At 60.7% G+C, this 22055-nt stretch carries 18 protein-coding genes; 5 read left to right on the top strand and 13 right to left on the bottom strand.

Features of this window, described 5'->3' with window-relative positions; genetic code table 11:
* Positions 1-23 precede the first annotated feature (23 nt).
* From ACPYOJ_RS01470 to ACPYOJ_RS01450, 5 genes are all read right to left on the bottom strand, one after another.
* A complete protein-coding gene (locus ACPYOJ_RS01470; RefSeq protein ID WP_168830874.1) occupies positions 24-413 on the bottom strand; it encodes a RidA family protein in 390 nt (129 codons plus the stop codon).
* A gap of 75 nt (positions 414-488) precedes the next feature.
* A complete protein-coding gene (locus tag ACPYOJ_RS01465; protein ID WP_481414662.1) occupies positions 489-1259 on the bottom strand; it encodes an amino acid ABC transporter ATP-binding protein in 771 nt (256 codons plus the stop codon).
* A 13-nt stretch (positions 1260-1272) separates the two neighbouring features.
* Positions 1273-1938 (bottom strand): amino acid ABC transporter permease, encoded by a 666-nt coding sequence (locus ACPYOJ_RS01460; RefSeq protein ID WP_481414661.1) that lies wholly within the window; start codon positions 1936-1938, stop codon positions 1273-1275.
* 4 nt (positions 1939-1942) lie between these two features.
* Entirely contained in the window at positions 1943-2605 is a 663-nt protein-coding gene (locus ACPYOJ_RS01455) for an amino acid ABC transporter permease (protein ID WP_168830877.1), read from the bottom strand.
* A 75-nt stretch (positions 2606-2680) separates the two neighbouring features.
* The gene (locus tag ACPYOJ_RS01450) at positions 2681-3529 is read right to left on the bottom strand and encodes a transporter substrate-binding domain-containing protein (RefSeq protein ID WP_481414660.1); all 849 of its coding nucleotides are present in this window, start codon (positions 3527-3529) and stop codon (positions 2681-2683) included.
* 178 nt (positions 3530-3707) lie between these two features.
* On the opposite strand from ACPYOJ_RS01450, the gene ACPYOJ_RS01445 reads away from it, so the two are divergent.
* Together ACPYOJ_RS01445 and ACPYOJ_RS01440 are read left to right on the top strand one after the other, a co-directional pair.
* Positions 3708-4784, top strand: coding sequence for a D-TA family PLP-dependent enzyme (locus ACPYOJ_RS01445; RefSeq protein ID WP_481414659.1), 1077 nt, complete (start codon positions 3708-3710; stop codon positions 4782-4784).
* Positions 4785-5677: 893 nt separating this feature from the next.
* On the top strand, positions 5678-7939 hold the full coding sequence (locus ACPYOJ_RS01440; RefSeq protein WP_481414658.1) for a glycosyltransferase: 2262 nt from the start codon (positions 5678-5680) through the stop codon (positions 7937-7939).
* Here the strand turns inward: ACPYOJ_RS01440 and ACPYOJ_RS01435 are convergent.
* Entirely contained in the window at positions 7826-8413 is a 588-nt protein-coding gene (locus ACPYOJ_RS01435) for a hypothetical protein (protein WP_481414657.1), read from the bottom strand. The genes ACPYOJ_RS01440 and ACPYOJ_RS01435 overlap by 114 nt on opposite strands.
* A 14-nt stretch (positions 8414-8427) precedes the next feature.
* Complete coding sequence (locus ACPYOJ_RS01430) at positions 8428-10503, bottom strand: caspase family protein (RefSeq protein ID WP_481414656.1); 2076 nt, start codon at positions 10501-10503, stop codon at positions 8428-8430.
* Between the two features lie 372 nt (positions 10504-10875).
* Here ACPYOJ_RS01430 and ACPYOJ_RS01425 point away from each other — a divergent pair, with 372 nt between their 5' ends.
* From ACPYOJ_RS01425 to ACPYOJ_RS01415, 3 genes are read left to right on the top strand one after another with little or no spacing between them, the layout of a single operon-like run.
* Positions 10876-13182: a type VI secretion system Vgr family protein gene (locus ACPYOJ_RS01425; RefSeq protein WP_481414655.1), complete on the top strand. Its 2307-nt coding sequence runs from the start codon at positions 10876-10878 to the stop codon at positions 13180-13182.
* 10 nt (positions 13183-13192) lie between these two features.
* Positions 13193-13618, top strand: coding sequence for a DUF6484 domain-containing protein (locus tag ACPYOJ_RS01420; RefSeq protein WP_481414654.1), 426 nt, complete (start codon positions 13193-13195; stop codon positions 13616-13618).
* Entirely contained in the window at positions 13618-14004 is a 387-nt protein-coding gene (locus ACPYOJ_RS01415) for a hypothetical protein (protein ID WP_481414653.1), read from the top strand. The genes ACPYOJ_RS01420 and ACPYOJ_RS01415 overlap by 1 nt, the downstream gene beginning before the upstream one ends.
* On the opposite strand, the gene ACPYOJ_RS01410 is transcribed toward ACPYOJ_RS01415, so the two are convergent.
* Genes ACPYOJ_RS01410 through tssM form a run of 6 tightly spaced genes read right to left on the bottom strand, consistent with a single transcriptional unit; the run spans position 13997 to position 22055 of the window.
* Positions 13997-14929 carry a hypothetical protein gene (locus ACPYOJ_RS01410; protein ID WP_481414652.1) on the bottom strand — a complete coding sequence of 311 codons (933 nt, stop codon included), beginning with the start codon at positions 14927-14929 and terminating at the stop codon, positions 13997-13999. The two genes, ACPYOJ_RS01415 and ACPYOJ_RS01410, sit on opposite strands and share 8 nt — an antisense overlap.
* A complete protein-coding gene (locus ACPYOJ_RS01405) occupies positions 14929-15885 on the bottom strand; it encodes a DUF4150 domain-containing protein (RefSeq protein ID WP_481414651.1) in 957 nt (318 codons plus the stop codon). The genes ACPYOJ_RS01410 and ACPYOJ_RS01405 overlap by 1 nt, the downstream gene beginning before the upstream one ends.
* A complete protein-coding gene (locus tag ACPYOJ_RS01400) occupies positions 15885-16907 on the bottom strand; it encodes a 3-oxoacyl-ACP synthase (protein WP_481414650.1) in 1023 nt (340 codons plus the stop codon). Before ACPYOJ_RS01400 ends, ACPYOJ_RS01405 begins: the two co-directional genes overlap by 1 nt.
* The gene (locus ACPYOJ_RS01395) at positions 16904-18004 is read right to left on the bottom strand and encodes a DUF2169 family type VI secretion system accessory protein (RefSeq protein WP_481414649.1); all 1101 of its coding nucleotides are present in this window, start codon (positions 18002-18004) and stop codon (positions 16904-16906) included. The genes ACPYOJ_RS01400 and ACPYOJ_RS01395 overlap by 4 nt, the downstream gene beginning before the upstream one ends.
* Positions 18004-18549, bottom strand: a complete 546-nt coding sequence (gene tagF / locus ACPYOJ_RS01390) for a type VI secretion system-associated protein TagF (protein ID WP_481414648.1) — start codon at positions 18547-18549, stop codon at positions 18004-18006. The genes ACPYOJ_RS01395 and tagF overlap by 1 nt, the downstream gene beginning before the upstream one ends.
* Positions 18531-22055 (bottom strand): type VI secretion system membrane subunit TssM, encoded by a 3525-nt coding sequence (gene tssM, locus ACPYOJ_RS01385; RefSeq protein WP_481414647.1) that lies wholly within the window; start codon positions 22053-22055, stop codon positions 18531-18533. The genes tagF and tssM overlap by 19 nt, the downstream gene beginning before the upstream one ends.

Genomic DNA, 22055 nt, shown 5'->3' with positions numbered 1-22055 from the left:
TTTAAGGGCTGCGCCTGATAGACTCAAGCCCTGTCGGCGCGATAGGCGACGCAATCGACTTCCACCTTGCAATCGACCATCATCCGGGACTGAACGCAAGCGCGAGCCGGCGGGTTCTTGCCGAAGTACTCGGCATAGACGCCGTTGAAGCTCCAGAAGTCGCGCGGATCGTCGAGCCAGACACCGACACGGACGACGTCTTCAATGCCGTAGCCGGCCTCATGCAGAATAGCGATCAGGTTCTCAATCGCCTTGCGGGTCTGAGCAACAATGCCGCCACCGACGATCTCGCCTTTTTCCATCGGCACCTGGCCCGACACGTGCAGCCACCCATTGGCTTCCACGGCACGGGCGAATGGCAGCGGCTGTCCGCCAGCACCGGTCTCGCCGGCGCCGTAACGCTTGATAGTCATGTAACCTCTCTTTTCTTTCTTCTATTGCGACTGCCGGATCGGGGCGGATTGCCACCCGCACCAGCCGTCTTCCGCTCAGTTGAAACTGGACGTCTTCAGGAACTCCGCGAGCCGCTCCGTCTTGGGTCTCACGAACATTTCCTTCGGGTCTCCCTCCTCGCCAATCACACCGTGGTTCATAAAGATCACGCGCGAGGAGACTTCATAAGCAAAGCGCATTTCATGGGTGACGAGCAGCATGCTCATGCCGTCGGCGGCGAGTCCCTTGATGACCTGCAGCACCTCGCCGACCAGTTCCGGATCGAGCGCCGAAGTCACTTCATCGAACAGCATCAGGCGGGGGTTCATGGCGATGGCGCGGGCGATTGCCACGCGCTGCTGCTGACCGCCCGACAGCTGGCCGGGGTAATGATCGGCGCGGGCGGCAAGGCCAACGCGGTCGAGCCATTTCTCAGCGACGGCTCGCGCCTCGTCACGGGGCATCTTCTTCACCTTGACGAGACCGAGCATGACATTCTTCGCGGCCGTCAAGTGGGGAAAGAGATTGAATTGCTGGAAAGCCATGCCGGTCAGCGCGCGCTGGCGGGCGATCTCTTTTTCGCTCTTTCGCTTGCGGGTGGTTCCGGTCTGGTCATAGCCGATTTCCTCACCTTCGATCAGAATGCGGCCGCCCTGGAACTCCTCCAGCATGTTGATGCAGCGAAGCATCGTCGTCTTGCCGGACCCGGAGGAGCCGATGATCGAGATGACCTCGCCCTCGTTCATGGTGCAGTCGATGCCCTTCAGCACCTCGGTGGTGCCGTACTGCTTTCGAAGACCCTGGATTTCGAGAAGTACTTTGCTCATGACGATGGAGGCCTCAGGAGGGAAGGGCCGTCTTGCGCTCGACATATTTGCCGAAACGCTCCATGCCGTAGTTGATGACGAAGTAAAGAAGCCCGACGAAAAAATAGAATTTCAGGCTCATGAAATTGCGCGAGATGATTTCCTGGGTGCGCAGCAGGAGCTCGGCGACGCCGATGACGGAAAGCAGCGTCGAGGCCTTGACCATCTCGGCAGCCGTGTTGACCCACGCCGGCAGGAACTGGCGCAGTGCCTGCGGCCAGAGCACATAGGCGAAGGTCTGGTTAAACGTGAGCCCGATCGCCTTTGCGGCTTCGGTCTGGCCCTTCGGGATCGCCTGCAACCCGCCGCGCACGATTTCCCCGACATGGGAGGAGCAGAAGATTGCCAGGGCCAGTACGCCGGCCTGAAATGGTCCGAGCTCAATGCCGATAGTCGAGAGCACATAATAGCTGGCAAGAACCAGTACCAGCACCGGCGTGCCGCGGATGAAGTCGGTATAGGCGCGCATCACGAGCCGCAGGAGCCAGTTGCCGTAAACCAGGGACAGTCCGACGAGGACACCGAGCAGCGATCCGGCAATGATGGCGAGAAGCGAGATCGAGACGGTGACGCCGAGCCCCTTCAGAATGACGAAGCGGGCGATCCACATCTGATCGAGGAAAGCGGGAAAGTTTGTCATATCGTCACCTCGGAATGGCAAGCCGGCGCTCGACAACCCGCATCAGTGCGGCGAGCACGGAACAGGTGGCGACATAGAGACCCGACGCAACGATCCACGTCTCGATGACCCGGAAGGTCTCGACATTGATCTTGCGCGCTTCGAAGGTGAGTTCGGGAACCGCTATGGCCGCCGCAAGCGAGGTGTCCTTGAAGAGTGAAATCACCGTCGAGGACAGCGACGGCAGCACATTGCGCAGCATCAACGGCGCAATGATCGACACGCGGATCTGCAGCGGCGTCAGTCCGATCGCGAGTCCGGCCTCCGTCAATCCCCGTGGAATGGAGAGGAGCCCGGCACGGAACACTTCCGCCAGATAAGCACCGGAATAGATCGACAGCACGACAATGAAACTTTGAATCTTGCCGAGGCGCACGCCCATCTGCGGCAGCGCGAAATAGGCGAAAAGCACGAGAACGAGGATCGGCAGGTTGCGAATGATCGTCACGTAGGCCGCGGCCGGCCGCTTGAACCAGTCACTCTTGGCAATCAGGGCGAAGGCGACGAGCAGGCCGATGGCCGCGCCGATCAGAATGGAAATGAAAGCCAGCCCGAGGCTGAGCAGCAGACCTTCGAGAAGTTGGTCAAAGCTGCGCCAAACGGCGGCGAAGTTGAGCGTATAACCCATGGCGGCGTCCTGCCGGAGAGGGAGGAGGAAGGACGAAGGGCAAGACCCTTCGTCCCAACGATTTGTTATCCGGCTTTACTTGTACTCGACCGGGAAACCGATCTGCGGCGGCGTCAGGTCCTTGCCGAACCACTTCTTGTAGGACTTCGCATAGAAGTCGAACTCGACGCCGGTCATCGCCTCGTGCAGGGCGGTGTTGACGAAATTCAGCCAATCCTGATCGCCGCGCTTGACGCCGCAGGCATAGGTCTGCGGATTCCAGCCATACCCGGCATCCTTGTAGCGGCCAGCGTTCTGCGTCATGTACCAGGCGAGCGACGACTGGTCGGTCGCCACCGCGTCGGCACGGCCGGATTCAAGCGCCTGATAGATCAGGTCGACAGATTCGTATTGGTCGACGGTCGCCTCCGGCAGGGCGGCATGCACCATGTCCTCGGCATAGACGTTCTGCAGCACCGAGATCGTGACCGATGAACCGGCAGCCTTCAGCGCGGCATAGTCGGCATACTTGCCGTCGGCCTTCAGCATCAGGCCCACGCCTTCGCGGTAGTAAGGGATCGTGAACGCGATCTGCTGCGCGCGCTCGCCGGTCACCGTCATGAACTGGCAGGTGAGGTCCACCTTGTCCGTGGTGATGTTCGGGATGCGGGCATCGGACGACTGGTTGACGAACTCGATCTTGTCTGGATCGCCAAACAGCGCCTTGGCGACGATGTGGCCCATGTCGATGTCAAAGCCCTGCAGCTGGTCGTCGGCGCTCTTGAAGTGCCACGGCGCATTGGTGCTGCCGGTGCCCATGACGAGGTGGCCGCGGGCCAGCACTTCGTCAAGCTTGCTTTTTGCTTCCTGCGCTGCGGCGGGAATTGCGGAAAGGAGGACTACGGCCGCCAGCGAAAGCGCGCTGGCTCTAAGCGAGGTCATCATGATGTTCCCCTGATGATGAGCGGTTGCTTGATGTCCAGTATACCGGACAAGTGTCTGGTTTAATGGATTGACGTATTCAGCGGCACAATGCATAAATTGTCAAGCGTCGGGGACAGGAATTGCAGAAGCACGTACAACATGCCTGTTGAAGGCCATCAGATCTTTTTAGGAACTCAAAATGAGTAAGCCAGCGTCAATATTCGATACTATTAATACTCCGGCTGTTTTGGTCGACCTCGACATCGCGTGGCGCAACATCGAGCGCTTCCAGGCATACGCAGATGCCCACGGCCTGCGCGTGCGGCCACATATCAAGACGCACAAGCTGCCGGCGGTGGCGGAGATGCAGCTGAAAGCCGGCGCAATCGGCATTACCTGCCAGAAAGTCTCGGAAGCCGAGGCCATGATTGCCGGCAGCCCCGAGATCCGGGATGTTCTGATCACCTACAACATCCTGGGCCGCGAGAAATTGGAGCATCTGACAGCGTTGGCGCGCCGGGTGGCGCTGAGTGTCGTTGCAGACAACGAGACCGTCATCGATGGCCTGTCTGCTGCTTTCGCAGCCGAGCCGGCGCCGCTGCGCGTGCTTGTCGAGTGCGACACCGGGGCGAACCGCTGCGGTGTACTGACGCCGGAAGCCGCCGCAAGCCTCGCTCAGCGGATTGCGAAATCCAAGGGACTGGTCTTCGGCGGGCTCATGACCTATCCGCCCGCGGGCGCGACGGCGGCCGTGGAAGCCTTTATGACAAAGGCCAAGGCTCTTATCGAAGCCGCCGGGATCGCTGTCCCTGTGATCACGTCCGGTGGAACTCCGTCGATGATGGAGGCCGCGAGCGCGCCGGTGACGACCGAATATCGCCCCGGTACTTACGTTTATAACGACAGATCGCTCGTCGCGCGCGGCGTCTCTGCCTGGGAAGATTGCGCGCTGACCGTTCTTGCCACTGTTGTCTCTGTGCCAGCCGCCGATCGTGCCATTATCGATGCGGGTAGCAAAGTCCTGACATCAGACCTTCTTGGACTGACCGGGTATGGCCACGTCCTCGGACGCCCCGATATCACCATCGATCAGCTTTCCGAGGAACACGGCCGGCTGGTCAGCGCTGGGCCGATTGGTCTTTCCGTCGGAGAGAAGATCCGTATCGTGCCCAATCACGCCTGCGTGGTGACCAACATGGTCGATTCAATCTACGCCATCGAAGCGGATAAGCCTCCTGCCGTGTGGCCCGTTGCCGCGCGCGGCCGCGTCGTCTGACACAGATTTGGGGCAGGGATGAAGCTCGGGCCGCAGCGTCCACCACTGCGGCTCGAGTGGTACGCGCTAATTGCGTGGGCACCGCGAGCCCCGCCTCCGGGCGTCATGGCGGCATCCGCATCGGCGCGCGTTCTAGATGTTGGCGCCGCTGATGGATCGCGTTTGAATTAAATCTTTTTGTTCATCGTTTGCAGATGAACTCTCGGAATCTTCTTCGTTCTGCAAATTGCTTCGCTGATGCACTCTGCTTAGCCAAATCATAGGCAAGATATACCCGTTACATAAGAGCGGAGCTTGTTATTTGACGATAGTTATTCTACTCTTTCTTGTAGGTTTTTAACCTAATCCCCGGATTGGAGCGTTCAATGTTGAAACGTGTTTCCGTCCTCTTCTCGGTCTTTCTGACGGCATGTGTGCCGTCCTGGCCGTACCTGACATATGCGCCACCCAATGCTAGCAACTGTCAAAGTATGCCTCCCAGCGCGGCTGAATCTGCTGCCTGGCGCCGGGCGCAACGGCTGAATACACGTCAATCCTACCAGGCTTTCCTCGCCAGATATCCTCGCAGCTGCTACGGGACTTTGGCGGTCGAGAGGATGAAGACAACGGTGCAAAGGCAGCCTGTCACAACGCGGAAGTTGGCAACCGAGCCTCGGCGAGACTTCTGGGGGCGGCGAGTCTACTAGGCTGCCGTCTGCGCGATTGTTGACGGGCACTGATTAGCCGCATTTGGAAATCAAGGGACGCCCTTCAATCTCATCAAGGATAGGCCGCAGGCGGGCCTCGGGTGCTCCGGTTGTGTCAGAATATCGTGCAGTTGCAGTTCATTCAGTTCAGCAACATGAGGCATGAATTGAGAAGCTCAGCGTCTCATACAATCTTCGGGTTAGCTGATGCATTTTGACGTTGTTCATGCTGCCGACCCTCGATTTCATGGAGGTACCTCGAGCGCACTGAGGGCTGAGCTGAAGGCGGCGAGTCGGTGGGGGATGAGCTGTGGGCTGCTGCCTTTCTTGGGGCAGCGCACGCGTGATCTGGGCATCTTCGACAGCCGGACAGCCGCGGTGATCGAGCAATCAAATACGGTCTGGCTGACCGGTTCTGAAGAGGCGACGTGCGACGTTCTTCTGGCTCACCATCCTGCGGTGTTCGAGCGAATGCCGCATTCGCCGGTGCGTTTGCAGCCTCGCCGCGTCGTCTGCGTGGTTCACCATCCTCTGTTCGACGGCAATCGCGTTCCTCAATACGATCTCGCCGTCGTTGAGCGTGTGTTGGATAGGCTCTTTGGTATTCCGGTCGCGTTTGCTCCTGTCGGCCCGAAAGTTCGAGCCCAGTTCGACAGTATCGGCACCGAAAGTCCCGCGCTTCTCCGGCACGATTTGTGGAACATGGTCGATGTCGCTGAATGGACATCTCACCAGCGAACAGCGCCAACGGGCACCGTCAATTTGGGGCGCCACACGAGAGGGGACCCGGCGAAGTGGCCCAGTTCCGCAGGTGACCTGCGGGCAGCCTATCCCGACATACCCGATTTCGCCATCAAGGTGTTGGGCGGTGTCCCGGAGTCGATCCAACCCTGGATAGGCTCGAACTGGCAGATCAGCCCATTCGCGCAAAACAGCGTATCTGACTTTCTCAAGCGGCTAGATTTTTATGTCTATTTTCACGGCCGGCAATGGGTGGAAGCCTTCGGAGTATGTATCGCCGAAGCAATGGCGAGCGGTTTGGTGACGGTGCTCGATCCTTCATTTGAAAGCCTCTTCGAAGATGGCGCTGTCTATTGCAACATTGCTGAAACGCGGAACGTCATCGGGCGGTTTGTTGCCTCACCTTCGATCTACCTCCAACAATCAAATGCCGCGAGAGAGCTTGTCCGACGAAAATTTTCGATCGATCAATATCCGCAACGCATGGCACGCCTCTATGATGATCTTGAACTGTCCGTGGCTTCTGCGCTGAAAAGCAGCCGAACCACGGGCAGGGGGCATTCATCTGGCAAAACCGCCGAAGACAAAATGCCGGCATCGATGCCGCGGCGTATCGCCAAAAAGCGGCGGATACTTATGGTCGCGACCAACGGTATCGGGCTCGGACATATCACCCGCCTGATGGCTATCGCAGAGCGTTTGCCTGATGACGCGGATCCCATTTTCTTTACCCGATCGGCCGGCTCCGCGTTGGCTTATGCGCGAAGGCACGCTGTTGACTATACGCCTTCCGGCTTGGCGATCGGGGTGACGGACGACAGTTGGAACAGGGCTTATGCGCAAGAGCTGTTGACGGCCGTGGAGGCGTTTGATGTGTCGGCGGTGGTGTTCGATGGGAACAGGCCGTTTCCAGGGTTGATTGCCGTTGCCGAATGCCGACGCGACCTGGCCTGGATTTGGGTCCGGCGTGCCTTGTGGCGCCTTGACCACAATTTCGATCCGGGCGCCCAGGATATATTCGACATGGTGATCGAGCCGGGCGAACTTGCTCATGACGAAGATCATGGTCCGACCCGCGATATGCCGGGGACCGTTGCCGTTCCCCCTCTGCTTCTCTTGGACCCCGGCACGGGACTGCCCAGGCGTGAAGCTGCCGCCAAGCTAGGCGTGGACCCGGACCGCTTCACCGTCGCGGTACAACTAGGCTCGCAACGCAACTTCGATTTTGAAGATCTGCCGGGCTTAATTTTCAAGGAACTGGCGAGGCGGAATATCCAAACGGTCCAGATTCTCAATCCGCTCGCGAAACCTTCCAGACAGGAATGGCCGAGCGTTCTGCGCACAAGCGTTTACCCCTTGGCTGAGTATGTCAGCGCGGTCGATCTTCTTGTCACCACCGCCGGCTATAACGGTTTCCATGAAAGCATCTTGGGGGGAATTCCTTCGATCTTTGTGCCCAATGAAGCGCCGGAAATGGATGACCAGCATCTTCGCGCTGTTTATGCCCAAACAGCAGGCTTGGGTCTCTGCCTGCGGTACTCGGAATTGGATCGTGTGGAGACGACGCTCGATCTGGCGCTGTCTGAGGCCTTCCACACTGAGGTTCGCCGGCGACTAGCGCGCCTGAGTTACGTCAATGGTGCCGCCATGGCCGCGAAGGCGGTCGAGCAGCTTGTCTTCAGTATCCGGGCTGATCATCCGTTGCATGCCTCGATTGCTCGTATCTGAATCAAGGGAAGCATCGGCGCCCAGCTGATCGGCAAGAAACTCGTCGATGGTCGATGAAAGTGCGATTTCGCTGGAGATGTCCCATTTCGCGATGAGCAATGACCAGCGCCGGCGAACATACCTGCCATAGCTCTCCGAGGAGAGTGAGGGCAGGTGGCTCCGGGTAGGGACAAATTCCAAAGGAGCAGAACTTGCAGCGATCAGATCCGGACGCAGTTCTGACAGAACGACAACGGGAAATTCGCCATTAGCCCGGCAAGCCTCCACGGCCGTATCGAGAATCTCGGCAAGACTGGCGGGCATCGCACCGAGGACAGAAATAAGACTTCTCGGTTTGGCCTCGTCCACTGGCTCGTGCAGGACATAGTGAAGACTGTCCTCGTCAGTGGCGGGATCGACGATCCTGACAGCTCTCTTTGGCCTGCCGAAGCGCGAAAGCCGGCCAACTCGTTCGACAAACCAGCGCAATGCCATCTCTGGGTTCCGCGTTAGAGTCCGTTTTGCTGAACAAACAGTTCGACCTCTCCTTCGATTTCCTCTCGCGTCGCAGCGTTCAGCTTTTCACCTACCGAAGTCTTGGTCTGCTCTGCCTCTTCGACCTTGAAACGAGTGGCGAGCGTTGCGTTGAAATATGCCTTCCGCAAATCCGGCTTTCCGCGGCTGAAGCTGCCCTCCGCGTAACCCTTGGCAAGTTCGAGATAAGCGTCCTCGAAGCCTCGGCGTGCTGACAGTTCCAGTAGGGCAAGGGCGCGATTGGCATCGCGCGGAACGTTGCCTTCGCCTTTCACGAGAAGGCGGGCTGCGTAGAGGGGTGCATACTGGTTGCCCATTTCCGTCGCACGGATCATCAGATCAAAACCCCGCTTGACGTCTTTCTTGATACCCAAGCCGCTGACATAGGCGCGGCCGAGATTGGTCATGGCGTCGATCTGACCGGCATCGGCCGCCGCAGCATAGAGCCTCGTCGCCTCCACATCATCCTTCTTCACACCGGTACCGCGGCGAAAGCTGTCGCCGAGCGCAGTGATCGCATTCGACCAGCCGCTTGATGCTGCAAGTCTGTACCACAGGATCCCTTCTTCGGGGTTCTTCGGCACGCCTTGACCGCGTATATAAGCGGTTCCCACATTCGTCCTTGCTCTGAGGTTTCCGAGCGGTGCCGCCTGCATGTAAAAATCGAAGGCGCGCTTGTAATCGACCTCGCGGCCTATGCCGGCGCGGGCCATGTAACCGAGATTGACGAGGGCGGCGCTGTATTGCTGCTTGGCGGCAAGTTCGTAGAAATGCTCCGCCCAGTCATAGCGCTTGGCGATTTCGAGGACGCGGGCCAACTGGAACTGCAGGCGGGGATTGCCGGGGTCTGCAGCCAGCGCGTAGCCGCAGGAGCGCAGCCCGTCGCGGACGTTCACGAGGCCGTTCGTAACACCAGGTACGACGCGTTGAGGATCGTTGGGATCGGCCGCGTACAGGTCGCAATCCGTCATGAGCGTCTTCATGCCGCTTTGTGTGTCGGGCATTTGGCGCGGCCAGATGCGAAAAGTCTCGCTCACGGCGCGCTCGCCGGCCTGCTCAAAAATAAATTCCGCTCCAGCCGTTGCCGTAGCCTCATTGGAAGGCGGCGGCTCGGTGGAAATCGGGGTGGCGGCAAGTGCGCCGCTGACAAACAGCCCACGCTGCTGCAATGCAGCAACCTGGAGGCTGCTGCGTTTGAGTGCTTCCGCGGCAAGCTGGCTCTTCGGAAACACTTTGGCGAAGCGTTCGAAATCCGTTGGATCGGCGCTGTCCTGAATGAAATACCAGAGGACCTGATCAATCGTCAGCTCCCCGTCGCTCGCCGAGACCGCAGGTGCCGGCTTGTCGGTGCTGCCCGGCTTCAGGACGAATTTTGTTTCGATCGAGCCCGTGATCCACGGTATCTGTGATCCGTTGGTGGCGAGGCGCACGTCTCCGCGCACGGTTCTGAACGTGTCATAGATATCGAGGCCCGGCTGCTGAAGCGCATTGGCCAGCGCCAAGGAATAGGGGCTGTTCACGCCCGTGCCATCATAGGCCACTTCGCCGGCACCTGTGGCGAAGGCGATGAGAACCTGACCGGCGCCTGCCTCCATATTGGCCAGGCCCTGCTGCAGTCCCTTTTCGGAGGTGAGCGGATTGTTGCGGCAGGCGTCCAAAATCACCAGTTTGACGCCGATGGGGTCGTCCTTGACGATGTCGATGAGATCATTGAGGACGATGGCGTCATCGATGACTTCTTTAGCCGATCCGGTGCGTACATCGACAGGCAGCAGCAGGCTCCGCCCTTCGTGCTGCAGCGCGTGTCCGGCGTAATAGAGGATAGCCAGGTCGGCACCGAGAAGATGGGTGCGGATGGCATTTTCGAGGTCGCCGACGGCGGCTTTCTTGACGTCGTAGAAAAGCAGGACGTCGAAACCAAGCTCAGTGAGCGTCGCGGCAATCAGCTTGGAATCGCTTTTCGGGTTCGCCAGAGGCGCAAATTCGTATTCGCCGTTCCCCACCACGATAGCGGCTCTCTGCTCCGCATGGGCCATCTGCGAGAACGCCATTAAGAACAGCGCCAGCAGCGGGATCAAGAAAGTCCATTTCAGTCGGAAGTAAGAACTTCTTTGCGTCATGACAGGTAAGCTTGGTTGGTGACTTCGATGTCTTGATGAGCGGAAGAACTGGCGCCTCTATAGTAATGCAATTTTTGCGGCTTCGCATGCGGGAAAAGATCAAGCTAGCAGCGAGGCGCGAAGGGCGTAGGGCGGGCCGGCATCGGCATCCCTTCGTGGCGGTGTAAAAATCAATCCGCGTCAATACTTCGCCCGGAGAGTATAGACGTGGTGCAATGCCGATGCGTCTTTCGAGGTGGCAGGTCTTTATGGTAAGTTCATGATCCAGGACTGCCGGCGTCACGAGACAGGGGCACTCTCCGAATGGCTGAAGAACGCAAGACAATCGTCCAGACGCCGCTTGAGCCCGCGACGCTGACCCTCACGCACCTCACCGGCCATGACGAGATCAGCAGGTGTTTTGCTTTCACCGTCGGATTCATCAGCTCCGACGCAAACGTCGACGCGCTGAAGCTCCTGGGAAAACCAATTTCGGTTGAAGGCGAGGCCGGAGACCCAAAGCGGTGGTTTAGTGGGCTCGTTTCAGACTTTCGCCTGACCCGTATCGAAGAAGGGTTTGCCTATTACGAAGCGGAGCTGCGGCCCTGGCTTTGGCTGCTGGGTAACACCACCGACTGCCGCATCTTCCAGAACATGAGCGTCGTGGAAATCGTCGAGCAGATATTCTCGAAATATAAGCCGGCGAAGTTCGAGAAGCGGCTGCAGGGTTCCTATGAGGCACGGGAATACTGCGTCCAGTACGACGAAACCGACCTGGACTTCGTGCAGCGGCTGCTTGAGCACGAAGGCATCATGTATTTCTTCGAATATGGCGACGGGGAGCACACCCTCATTCTCGCCGACGCCATGAACAAGCTGAAGCCTGCGCCGGGTTATGCGACGGTCAAGTTCCGCGCCGAGGGCGAACCGGTGCGCCGGGACCAAGAGTATATCACGGAATGGGTGGCAACCAGCTCCGTCCACCCGGGCACTTATGCTCATACGGACTACGACTTTACGAAGCCCGGCGCCGACCTGATGGCGCAATCGGCGCAGCCCTTCGCTCACTCTGAAGCTCAGGGAGAGCACTATCGTCATCCCGGAGCGCATCTGACCGTGGGCCGCGGCGACGCTATTGCCGTGCTACGGCGCGAGGAAATTCAGGCAGCGCATCAGCGTATCGCCGCCGCCGGCACCGTACGGGGACCGGCTTCGGGCTGCACCTTCAAACTGGAGAATTTCCCGCGCAAGGATCAGAACACGGACTATGTCGTCCTGCGCGCCGACTACCGCCTCTTCGACCCGGGCTATCGCCCGGCCGCTTATGCCGGAGAGGAAACCTTCCACGCGGCGCTCCAGGTCGCTCCGACCTCCGTCACTTACCGGCCGCCGCGGGCCACACCCCGGCCGATCATGCGGGGTCCGCAAACCGCGACGGTGGTCGGCCCTTCGGGTGAGGAAATCTTCACGGACAAGTATGCGCGGGTGAAGGTGCAGTTTCACTGGGACCGCCTCGGCAAGAAGGACCAGAACAGTTCCTGCTTCGTCCGGGTCTCGCAAACCTGGGGCGGAGGGAGCTGGGGCTTCATCCAGATCCCCCGCATCGGCCAGGAGGTGATCGTCGACTTCCTCGAGGGGGATCCCGACCGGCCGATCATTACCGGCAGGGTTTATAACGGCAAGGAGATGCCTCCCTATGAGCTGCCGGGAAATGCCACCCAATCCGGGTTGAAGACGAATTCCTCGCCTGGCGGCGGTGGTTGGAACGAGCTGCGTTTCGAGGACAAGGCCGGATCGGAAGAGGTCTATTTCCAGGCGCAGAAGGACCACAACCTGCTGATCAAGAACGACCGCGGCAAGCTGGTCCAGCACGACCAGTCGGACCGCATCGACAACAACGCCAAGCACTCCGTCGGCGTGAACCTCGACGAGGACGTCGGCAACAACAAGACGACAAAGGTCGGCGTCGACCGCACCGTCAATATTGGGTCCAACGACACCGAGACGGTGGGCATCAACCGTTCTCTCACCGTCGGCGCTGACGAGACGATCGGCATCGGCGCGAATTCCAGCGAGACAATCGGCTCCAACCACACGCAGACGGTCGGCATCGTCCAGACGGTCACCGTGGGTGCGGCGCGGATCGATACGGTCGGGGCCGCGGAGACCAGAACGGTTGGGGCGGCACAGATGAACACCATCGGCGCGACTCGGTCGGTCAGCGTCGGCATCAGCCAGAGTCATGACATCGGAACGTCCGACAGCTGGGAGATCGGCACTGACCAGAGCATCGAGATTGGCAGCGGACAGACAAGCACGATCGGCAAGAGCCGGAGCGCGAAGATCGGCGAAGACGACGCGACCGAGATCAGTGGAGCCCGGGTGGTGAAGGTCACCAAGGGAAGTGCCGTCGAGGTCGGTGAGGACGGGCTGATCAAGATCGGAAAGGATCTGCTGATCGACGCCGGCGACTCGGTTGTCATCAAGTGCGGCTCGGCGGCCATTTCGATGAAAAAGGACGGCACGATCTCCATCAGCGGCAAGGACATTTCGGTGAACGCCAAGGGCAAGTTCAACGGCAAGGCCTCGGGCGAGGTCGTTTGGAAGGGCAGCAAGATCAGTCATAATTGAGGGGCTTCAGATGTCCGAAACACGGGAACGTATCGAAGGAGTGGTGATCGGCGTGTTGCTGGGTTTCGATGCCGGCGTGCCGCTGGTGGTCTTTCCCGGCAACCCCCGGGAGACTGCATTGCCGGCGCGGAGCCTGGCCGACCTTACGTCAGCAATGATCGGTGCCGAGGTCGCGCTGCTTTTCGAAGGCGGAGACGCGACGCGGCCGCTGATCGTCGGCCGGATCGTCGAGCCGGCGCGCAGGTCTTCGGCGCCAAACGTCATTCGTGATGGCGAGCGCGTGCGGATCATCGGCGAGGAGCGCATCGAGCTTCGTTGCGGCAAGGCCACGATCATCATGGAAAAGGACGGCCATATCACCATCCGCGGCACCTATGTGACCAGCCACGCCAGTGCCGTGAACCGCATTCGTGGCGGATCGGTGAACCTCAACTGATGCCTGCTGTACCTGTTCTTCGCGAAATCGTCCGCCAGCATGCCGAGATGGCGGCATTCCTGTGGACGGCCTACGACTACCACCTGCTCCATCAGGACGAGAATCCCGACATGGACGAGGAGCGGCTCGCCCGGCTAGTCGAGCGGCTTGAGGCGCATCTCGACGGGCTGCGCGTGGCGGGGGAGGCGGGGCTGGAAATTGCGAAGGAACGGTACACCGAGTTTCCCGAGGCCGGGGAGTTGTTCGTCGTGCGGATGCTGTCTGGCCCACCGGACATGCGGATTCGTGAACTCGATCTCGACAAGGTCAGACACTATTTGAGAGTGACTCTGGAGACGCCGGGAATAGGCGGGCGCCGAACGCCGTCCGATCCGCAGATCAAATGAACTCACGGGTCATGTCGATCCGGCGAACGAAGAGATTTCCGTCATAGCCAAACTCGACCCCTGACCACTCCTTTCCGTTGAACGTGAAGACTTCTTTCCAGCCCACGGCGACGAGATAGGCCTCGGTCGCTTCCATTGCATAAACGAAGCCGAGTGATCTGAACGGCACGAGTTCCATCCCCTTCTGGATGTAAAGGCCGTACTCGTCATCTCCCCAGTACCGATTGCCGTCGAACTCGCATATCGAGTATATCTGTGTACCCGGTCCGGCAATCTCGGTGAGTTCCTCATTCGCGTAGCGGGCACAGAAGCCGTTCTCGCAGCCAAGATACACGTCTCCATTACGAGCAACCTGCAAGGCCGAGATGCTGTGGTTGAACCCGAGAGGGATTGAGCGCCAGCGAGAGCCATCCAGGCGCAGCAGTGCCCCGTGATCGCCGCCCACGTGGGTCAGGTCGGGGGCCGGACCGTGCATGGCGCGCAGGAAAGCCGAGGTCCCTGTCTCGATCGGTACCCAATCGGTGCCCTGCGCGACGCAAACAGTTCCTTCGTCGCCGTAGAGATAGGCAGTCTTTTCGTTGAGATGCCAGAGCTTGTTGGTGAACGCCTCCGGTCCTTCGCCGGTCGCAATGGTGCCGTTGCGAATGTGGTGGGTGGTTCCACCGACTTGCAACGCGATATGCTCGCGCTCGGAGAGGCTGACATGCGAGAGAATGAGGTCGTCGATGTCCAGCAGCACCTCCTGGCGAATCTGGTCGTCGAGAGACATCCGCAGCAGGAACGACCGTCCCGCCTCGTCGTTCTTGTCGCTGAGCTGAACAGATGCTGAGAAGAGATTTCTCCCCAGGTGGAAGGCGTTAATTGCCTCGATATCGATCTCGTCAAGCGGATAGTCGTCGAGACGCGGCTCTTGGTCGTCCGTCATCACCTACCTACCGTCATTGCATTCAGTTCGGTCTGCGTCTTCTTCGGTCGGACCACGTCCTGGAGATAGTTTATCATCACGAGCCGCAAGCATTCAATCATGTCATCGGCATCCTTCTTCGGCGCGTTCTTGATCGCGGGTTCGTTCTTCCGTACTGCGTCAAGGGACTTTTCCATCGCATTCTTGAGCGAAGGCTTCCTGCGTCTCTTCTTTTCCTTTCGGTAGAAGGCGGCTTCTTGATTGGTCTTCAAGTTGTGGGGCGTTCCTTTCTTGCTGCCGTCGCCGCGCTGGAAGCCACCCCCTTTCTTGTGCTTTCGAGAGCGCATGCAGATGCACGGGGCGGTCTGGTTGTCGTACTCCTTCCACCGCGTAAAGGACTTGTTCTGCTTACGGCTGCTCTGGAAGCACCCGACGCGAACGAAGTGTTCGGATTCTTGTCCCGCAGGGCAGTCGGCCTTCGAATGCTGATGGAGCCGGATCTGGTATTTGTTGAGCAGGGTTTCGCAGTCCTGTCCCCCGGCGGTCAGTCCGGCCATATGGGGCCATGTGACCGTGTTGGGACCTGGGGAGGAATGATTGTTGGTGGCGAGATCGGTAAAGCGAATGACCGGTTCGCCGTCAAATTTCACATCGTTCGACCAGCTGTTGAAATATTCCTTGCCGGTATTGTTCGATGTGATGATGCCCTTCTTGGCGGCGCAGCCTGCCTCGGTACCGGACGTTCTCGACAGGTCGGACTTGTTCTTGATGTTGACGGTCTGGCCGCCGATCTTGACCGTACCCGTGCCCTTCTCGGTGTCGCTGGCAAAGCCGAAGCTGGGGTAGGGGATCGGCACGCCAGGGGGCGTCGCCGGGTTCTCGGGCGGGGTGAAGCAGGTATCCGGGAAAACCGCGATGGTTCTGGCGTTCACTGCCCTGCCGGAGATTTCAAGCCCGTTTGCGAAAACGTTCGACATTACGCGGCCCTCGCCGCCAGGATCGCCGCGCCACAGGCACCGGAATCGTTGGAGGCTTCGATCAAGACCGGGTTGCCGGCGGCGTAGCCCTTGCGGGCGGCGGTGAAAGCCATGCCGATCATCATGGGCACGGCGGCCGCGCCGACATTGCCGAGGCTTTCTCCCGGCGACCAGATGTCCTGGAAGTCGTGCCGGCCGCGCAGCAGCCGCAGGCTCGCCAATGCGGATTGCTTGAACCAATATTGCTCGCCGACGAGATCGGCGATGCGGTAGCCCACACGGTTCATCTCTATGCCGGCGTCCTGAAGTGCGGCGCGGTAGGCGAATGTCATGCCGTCGCCCCGCAACGGCAGATCCTCCGCATTGTAGATGAATGCCTGCTCGCGGGTGAGGCCGAGCCCAGACAGACCAAGGCCGCTATTTTGCGAACGGGTGCAAAGCACTGCTGCCGCGGCTTCCCCGGGGATGAAGCCATTCGGATTGTCCGCAGTCAGCAGGCGTTTGTCGGCAAGATAATAAGAGACAGCCGCTGCCGTCAGATAGCTGTCGACGCCAGCGATCATCACGTAGGGCGCTTCGCCCGCCGCCAGTATGCGGCGTGCCTGTTCTAGGGCGACGTGCCCCGAGGGACGACCATGGGGCACAATCCTCGAGCGGCCATGCGGCGGACTTTCCACGATCTCCGCTATGCGCTGGAGCAGGCGTGCACCATCGGGGGCAGGGCGGCCAATTCGGCCCTCCTCGGCAAGACAGAGGATGAGCGCGGTCTGGCCGCGGGCTTCAGGCACGGCCTCGAAGGCCTCGCAAATGGCACCTGCGGCGAGATGGGCCATGCGCCTTTCGCCAACCCAGTTGCGCGGCAGCGGCACGGGAGCTCCAATCAGCCAATCTCCGCCAGGCCCCAGAAAGCGCGTCTCCTGAAAGCCGTCCAGGCGCGCCCGCATCGCCGCGCAGGCGGAGGGCGCGTCGAGGCCGACGGCCGTCGCCATGCCGATCGAGACGATGTCGATCGGCGTGGTCATGCCTCTTCCTCCTCCGGCAGAGGCGCACTGCTCGCGCGCACGAAGGCGCGACCCGTGGCACGCGCCCTCAGCATGGATTGGGTCGGCGGGCCGACCCAGCATTCGCTGAAGTCGAGGATTGTCCGGTGGATGCGCTGCGACACACGCCAGACCAACGAAAAGCGCCGGTTTTCCAGGTCTAACAAAATAGTGTCGGGCGGTATCGCGCGCTCAAAGGCTTTCTCACGGCCCTTGAACAGCGTCATCGGAAGGCTGGTGGCCGGCAGCCGGAAGCTTTCGCGCCCCACTGGCGTCAAATTCACCAGCATCACCTCCTCGCCGCCCTTCGGATGCTCTATCTGCTGGTCGGGCGGCGCCATCTGGAAATAGCGGTCGTCGAAATCCGGCGGCAGGAACGGGAAGATGTTGTCGATCCAGTTCTGGTCGTAGGTGCCGCCATATTCGATGCGGCCCGGCCAGCCTCGGCCGTAAGGCCCGAAGCTCATCGGCCGATAGTCGCCGAACGGTGAGCGGATCTCCTCGCCTATGGCCTGGGTGTTGGGAAGCGGGAGGCCGGGGATCAGATGCTGGTTCTTCGGCCGCGCCCACCCTCTGCCGATGGGGTTGAGCCGGTAGCTTGCCGGAAGCCTGTCGTCCGGGTCGAGGCGGTCGGTACCGCCCCAGGCCGTATCGTAGGAGAAGGGCTGGCGAAGGAACGGTTGCGGGCTGGTGGCGACGAAGATCGGCCCGCGGGCGCGCCACTCGCGATGCCCGAACACGTCGAAGACCTTTGACCAGGTACCGACCTTGATTCCGACACTGACACGGTCGGCCGGACGCCCCCCGGGAGCATAGGCACATCCGTTGGCGATGACGTCGCAGCGCGGCTTTCGGAACGCGAAGTCGGTTTCCCAGAGGGTGGCCGAAAAACCGGGCTCACCCGTATGCGTGTCGGCCATCACCAGCGGTACCTGCACGGATGATTTTTGCACGGGGCCACCTGGCGTCTGAGGAAAGTCGAAGGTTCCCTTGACGACGACGACGATGTACTCGCGGCCTTCCTTGTCCATCCCCATCGTGAATTCGGTCGGGAAGCCGGTCTGGTTCCAGATCTGCATCAGCTCGCCTCCAGACCTTCGGGGAAGAGGTGGCGGAGCGCTGATTCAGGTGCGCCGGGGTCAATCTCGATTGGCTTGCACTGGCCCGTCCATAAGGCCATGCCCCGGATCGGGTCGCCGGACGCCGTGATCGCGGTATAGGGCAGGAACGCAAGGCAGGCAGCCAGGCCATCACCGTCCGTCTCGCCGTCGCGCGCAGATTTTCCTGCAGCTTCCAGTGCATCGAACCAGTCTGCGGCGAGCGTGGTGATTTCGGTGGTGGCGGTCGGGGGCGCGGCCGCGATGGTCAGCGGAAACCGGCGGCCGGCGCGGTCGGCGCTTGCCATCACCACGCCCATCATCGGTCCGACGGCTTCGGGACCGAGGATAAACCGCAAGACCGGATGGGAAGAGATCGCACCTTGCGAAAATCGGTGAACCAGATGCCGGGTGATCCAGCGGTCCCACGGGCCGACGAAGGATGCAGGCAGACCGCGCGTGACGAAATCCCCCATCGCGGGCAGTTTTCCGAAGAAACCTGGCAGGATCAAAGCCGCGTCGGGCACGAGAACCTCGCAAACATTTTCAAGTCGTAGGGATTGGCCACGCTGGCGGCCCGAAGCTCGAAATCGGCGTAGTGGCCCTGGGCGGCAAGCCGCAGCTTGTAAAGTTCGGGAAGCTCGGTCCCGCTCAGCCGGCCGGCGCGCAGCATCCGCAGGAAAGCCCAGCTCCCGCTCTCGCTGACCATCACTTCCGGCGAGCCGTCGAGCGGCTGGAAGGCGAGGGTAATCACGCCGGTCCCATCCTTGCCCGGCCAGGTCATCGGCTGCGGGCGCGTTGGGTTGTTGAAATAGGTGAGGCTCTGGCCGTCGACGTTCAGCGTCACGCGGCCAACGGTCGGCGAAAGATCCTTGGGTTCCAGCGTAAAGGTCAGGATCGGTCCGGCCCCACCAGGAAAAAGGCTGTCGCGGATCAGCCGGGCCTGCTCCAGCGCTGCCAGAGCCGATGAATCGAGCCGGATATCGGCGCGCCATTTCCAGGGGTGACGGGTCATGTCGACGTAGGTGACCAGCTGATTGTTTATGAAGCTATCAATCAGCCCGCCCGGGCCGAAGACGCGCGCAAAGTCGACGACATTGACATCGATTGCGCTGTCGGGAACGAACGGATAGCGGTTCGCCAGCGCCGCCTGGCAGAAAGGTAACACGTCGGCCCGCCAGATGGCGTTGAGTTCCGAGGTGACCGCTTTCGTTGTAATGCCGCTCGTGTCGCCGGCGATGCCGGCCAGCCAGTCGTCCAGCGGGTCGGGGAGAGTGATGGACTGTTTTGCGACAGCCCCTGTCAGCTCGGCCAGGCCGCCTTGCCGCTTTATGGCATCCTGGGCATCGGGGCTTGCCGATACCGTCTGCAGCATGTTCGAGAGTGCGGTGAGCGCCGCGACGGCGTCATTGAGTGCTGGAGGCTGGCCGTCGACCTCGGCGATTGCGCCCTTGATGGGCTTGAAATGCTCGGCAACCGGTGCGCCCGAGAGATCCACGTCGGCCTTGGAGCCGGCGGGCATCAGCTTCACGCCCGTCTTGGCAAGCTTGCCGATCTTGCCGAGCTTGGACAAGAGCTTGGAAGTTGCCGCCGGAGGCACTTTGGCGGCGTCATCCTCGGAACGGGTCAGTTCCGTTTCCTGCACGATGGCGTTCAGCAGCCGCTTCATCGAGGAGTCTGCGCTGGAGAGATCCTTGAGATTTTCGCTTGCCGTCTGCAGGTCCACCAGCGGAGCGAGCCTTACGTCGCGCAGGAAGCCGTCCCACTTGGCGATGTAGTCGTCGTAGTAGAGCTTCAGGATATCCTGCGAAAGCGCGGCGACCGACGGGCTGGCGCTCTCCGAGCAGCCGCCGGCGAAGACGGAACGATCCAGCGCAGCCTGCGTGGCGACGTCCTCCAGCCGCGCAAGGATCACGTTGTGGAAGCCGTCATAGGTGAAGGCGCCGCTGATGCCCACTCGAAGCGTCTTGTCCGAGCGCCGGGCGAGAACCTTCAGTCCGTTCGGGCCGACATGGTCCGCCGGAATCCAATCCTTAAGCGCTCTGACCTCCGGGTCCGAGAGCAGTGCATTATAGGCGCGGACCGGAAGCGGAATCGAGCAGATGCTCCGCAATGCTTCGCTCACGAGCGCCTCATCGGGCTGGATAAGAGCTCGATCCGCCGCCATGTTGTCGATTGCGGCGAGTTGATGGTCGGCAGCCATATCGGTTCGGAAGGGCGGCACGGGCGCGAATTCAGGCAGCCGCTCCGTCCACCATTGCTTGGCGAAATCGGGGTCCATCGGCGACAGGCCGGTCATCATGCGATAGGTCTTCAGTGCGCCGAGCAGAAATTCCGGGTCGCGGATCTGACGCCACATCGTCGCCTCAAGCAGCGCGACCATGCGTGGTTCCAAGATGTTGCGCAATGAGCGATCATAGGCGTCCTCCTGCGCCTGCCTGATCTCGGTTGCGGCGGAGGGGCCGATCAAGGCAGCTATCCCGCCTGGCGGGTCGGTACGGGCATTCGCTACTTCGGTCGCGGCTTCGAGCGCCACATCCAGATCGAGTGGTTCCAGCGGCGCCTGACGTGCAGCAACCGGAGTGAGCGGAAGCTGCAGCGCCTCGAGTTGTTCGGCCTGCGCCGCTAGAGCGGCGTTATTTTTCCGATAGGAAACCGTAAACAACAGACCGGCGACGACAACCAATGCTGCGGCAGCCACTGCAGCGCCACGCCATATCCAGATGCGCCGTTCCTCTGCCGCAGGATCGAATGTCCCGAGACCCGCCTCCTTGAAGATCACTTTCGTGAGCAGGTCCTTCAGGAAGAAACTGCGCTTCTCAACCCGTAGCATCGGCGCGGCGGGCTGTGCCGGGAGGCCGAAAGAAGACGAGAGTGCTGCCGTCAGCCGGTCGATTGCGGTGCCTTCCTGAGTGGCGGAGGTCAGATAGATACCGCGCAGCCAGGCACTTTCGGCATAGCGGCTTTCGCCGAATACGGTTTCGACCAGCACGCGAATAGGCTCGGAAAGACTCTCGACCTGTGCCGGGAAGCGGAAGATCTCCGCACGGGCGGTAAGGTTTTCTTCGCCTTCGAGACGAGGAACGAGGCGCCGTTCGAGCACGCCAGCCAAAGCTGCGAGTTCCCGTGTGACCTCGCTGCCATCGATGCGTGCGCCGGGTGGGAAGGTCGCTCCCCAAACCTGCTCGCGATCGGCCGTCGAGAGACCGCCGAAGAAAGTCTCGAAGCCCTTTATCAGATCGGCCTTGGTCAGCATCAGATAGACGGGCAGGCGGATCTCCAGCCGCTCCTGAAGTTCGGTCAGCCGTTTGCGGATCTGGCGGCCATGTGCCCGAATGGCCGCGTCGCCTTCCGAAAGCGTGTCGATGGCGAGTGCCACGATGACGCCATTCAGGGCGCGGCGGCCCCTGTGCTTTTTCAGAAGATCGAGGAAACCCAGCCATTCCGCTGCATCGACGTCGGGCTGGCTTTCCTGTTGAACGTAGCGGCCGGCGGTGTCGATCAGCACCGCCTCTTCGGTAAAGAACCAGTCGCAGTTGCGCGTCCCGCCCACTCCATGCAGGTCATCGGAGAGATCGATGGGAAAGCTCAGTCCAGACTGTCGCAGCGCCGTTGTCTTGCCGGTCGCCGGAGGGCCGATGATCACGTACCAAGGCATCTCCCGGAGAAACTTTCGGCCGCCGATTTTCTGACGCTTCAGCTCCGCCATCACCTCCCGGAACTTTGCGCCCACGGTGGCGACGCCTTCTTCAGCCGGGCTTGGTGGCGCTTCCGGTGGAGCGGCGATTTCGGAAACGAAAATGCGATTGGCCTTGATCGCCCGGCGTTGCGCCGCGATCCACCAGATGAGAAACAGGAGGAAGAGAAGGCCGATAATGACCAGTCGCACCGTCTCTGACTCTAAAGGCGCGCTCTCTCCGACACTGACGATCGGGCCGAAGATCCAGATGATCAGCGACAGCAGCACGAGCCCGATGAAGGTCCAGAGCCAGCGCGACGTCAAGATAGCCCAGAGGAAGCGGAAGATCGCCAT

It is taken from the genome of Rhizobium sp. SVR5-9E, assembly GCF_056755095.1.
This window is presented reverse-complemented; position numbering and strand designations above follow the sequence as displayed.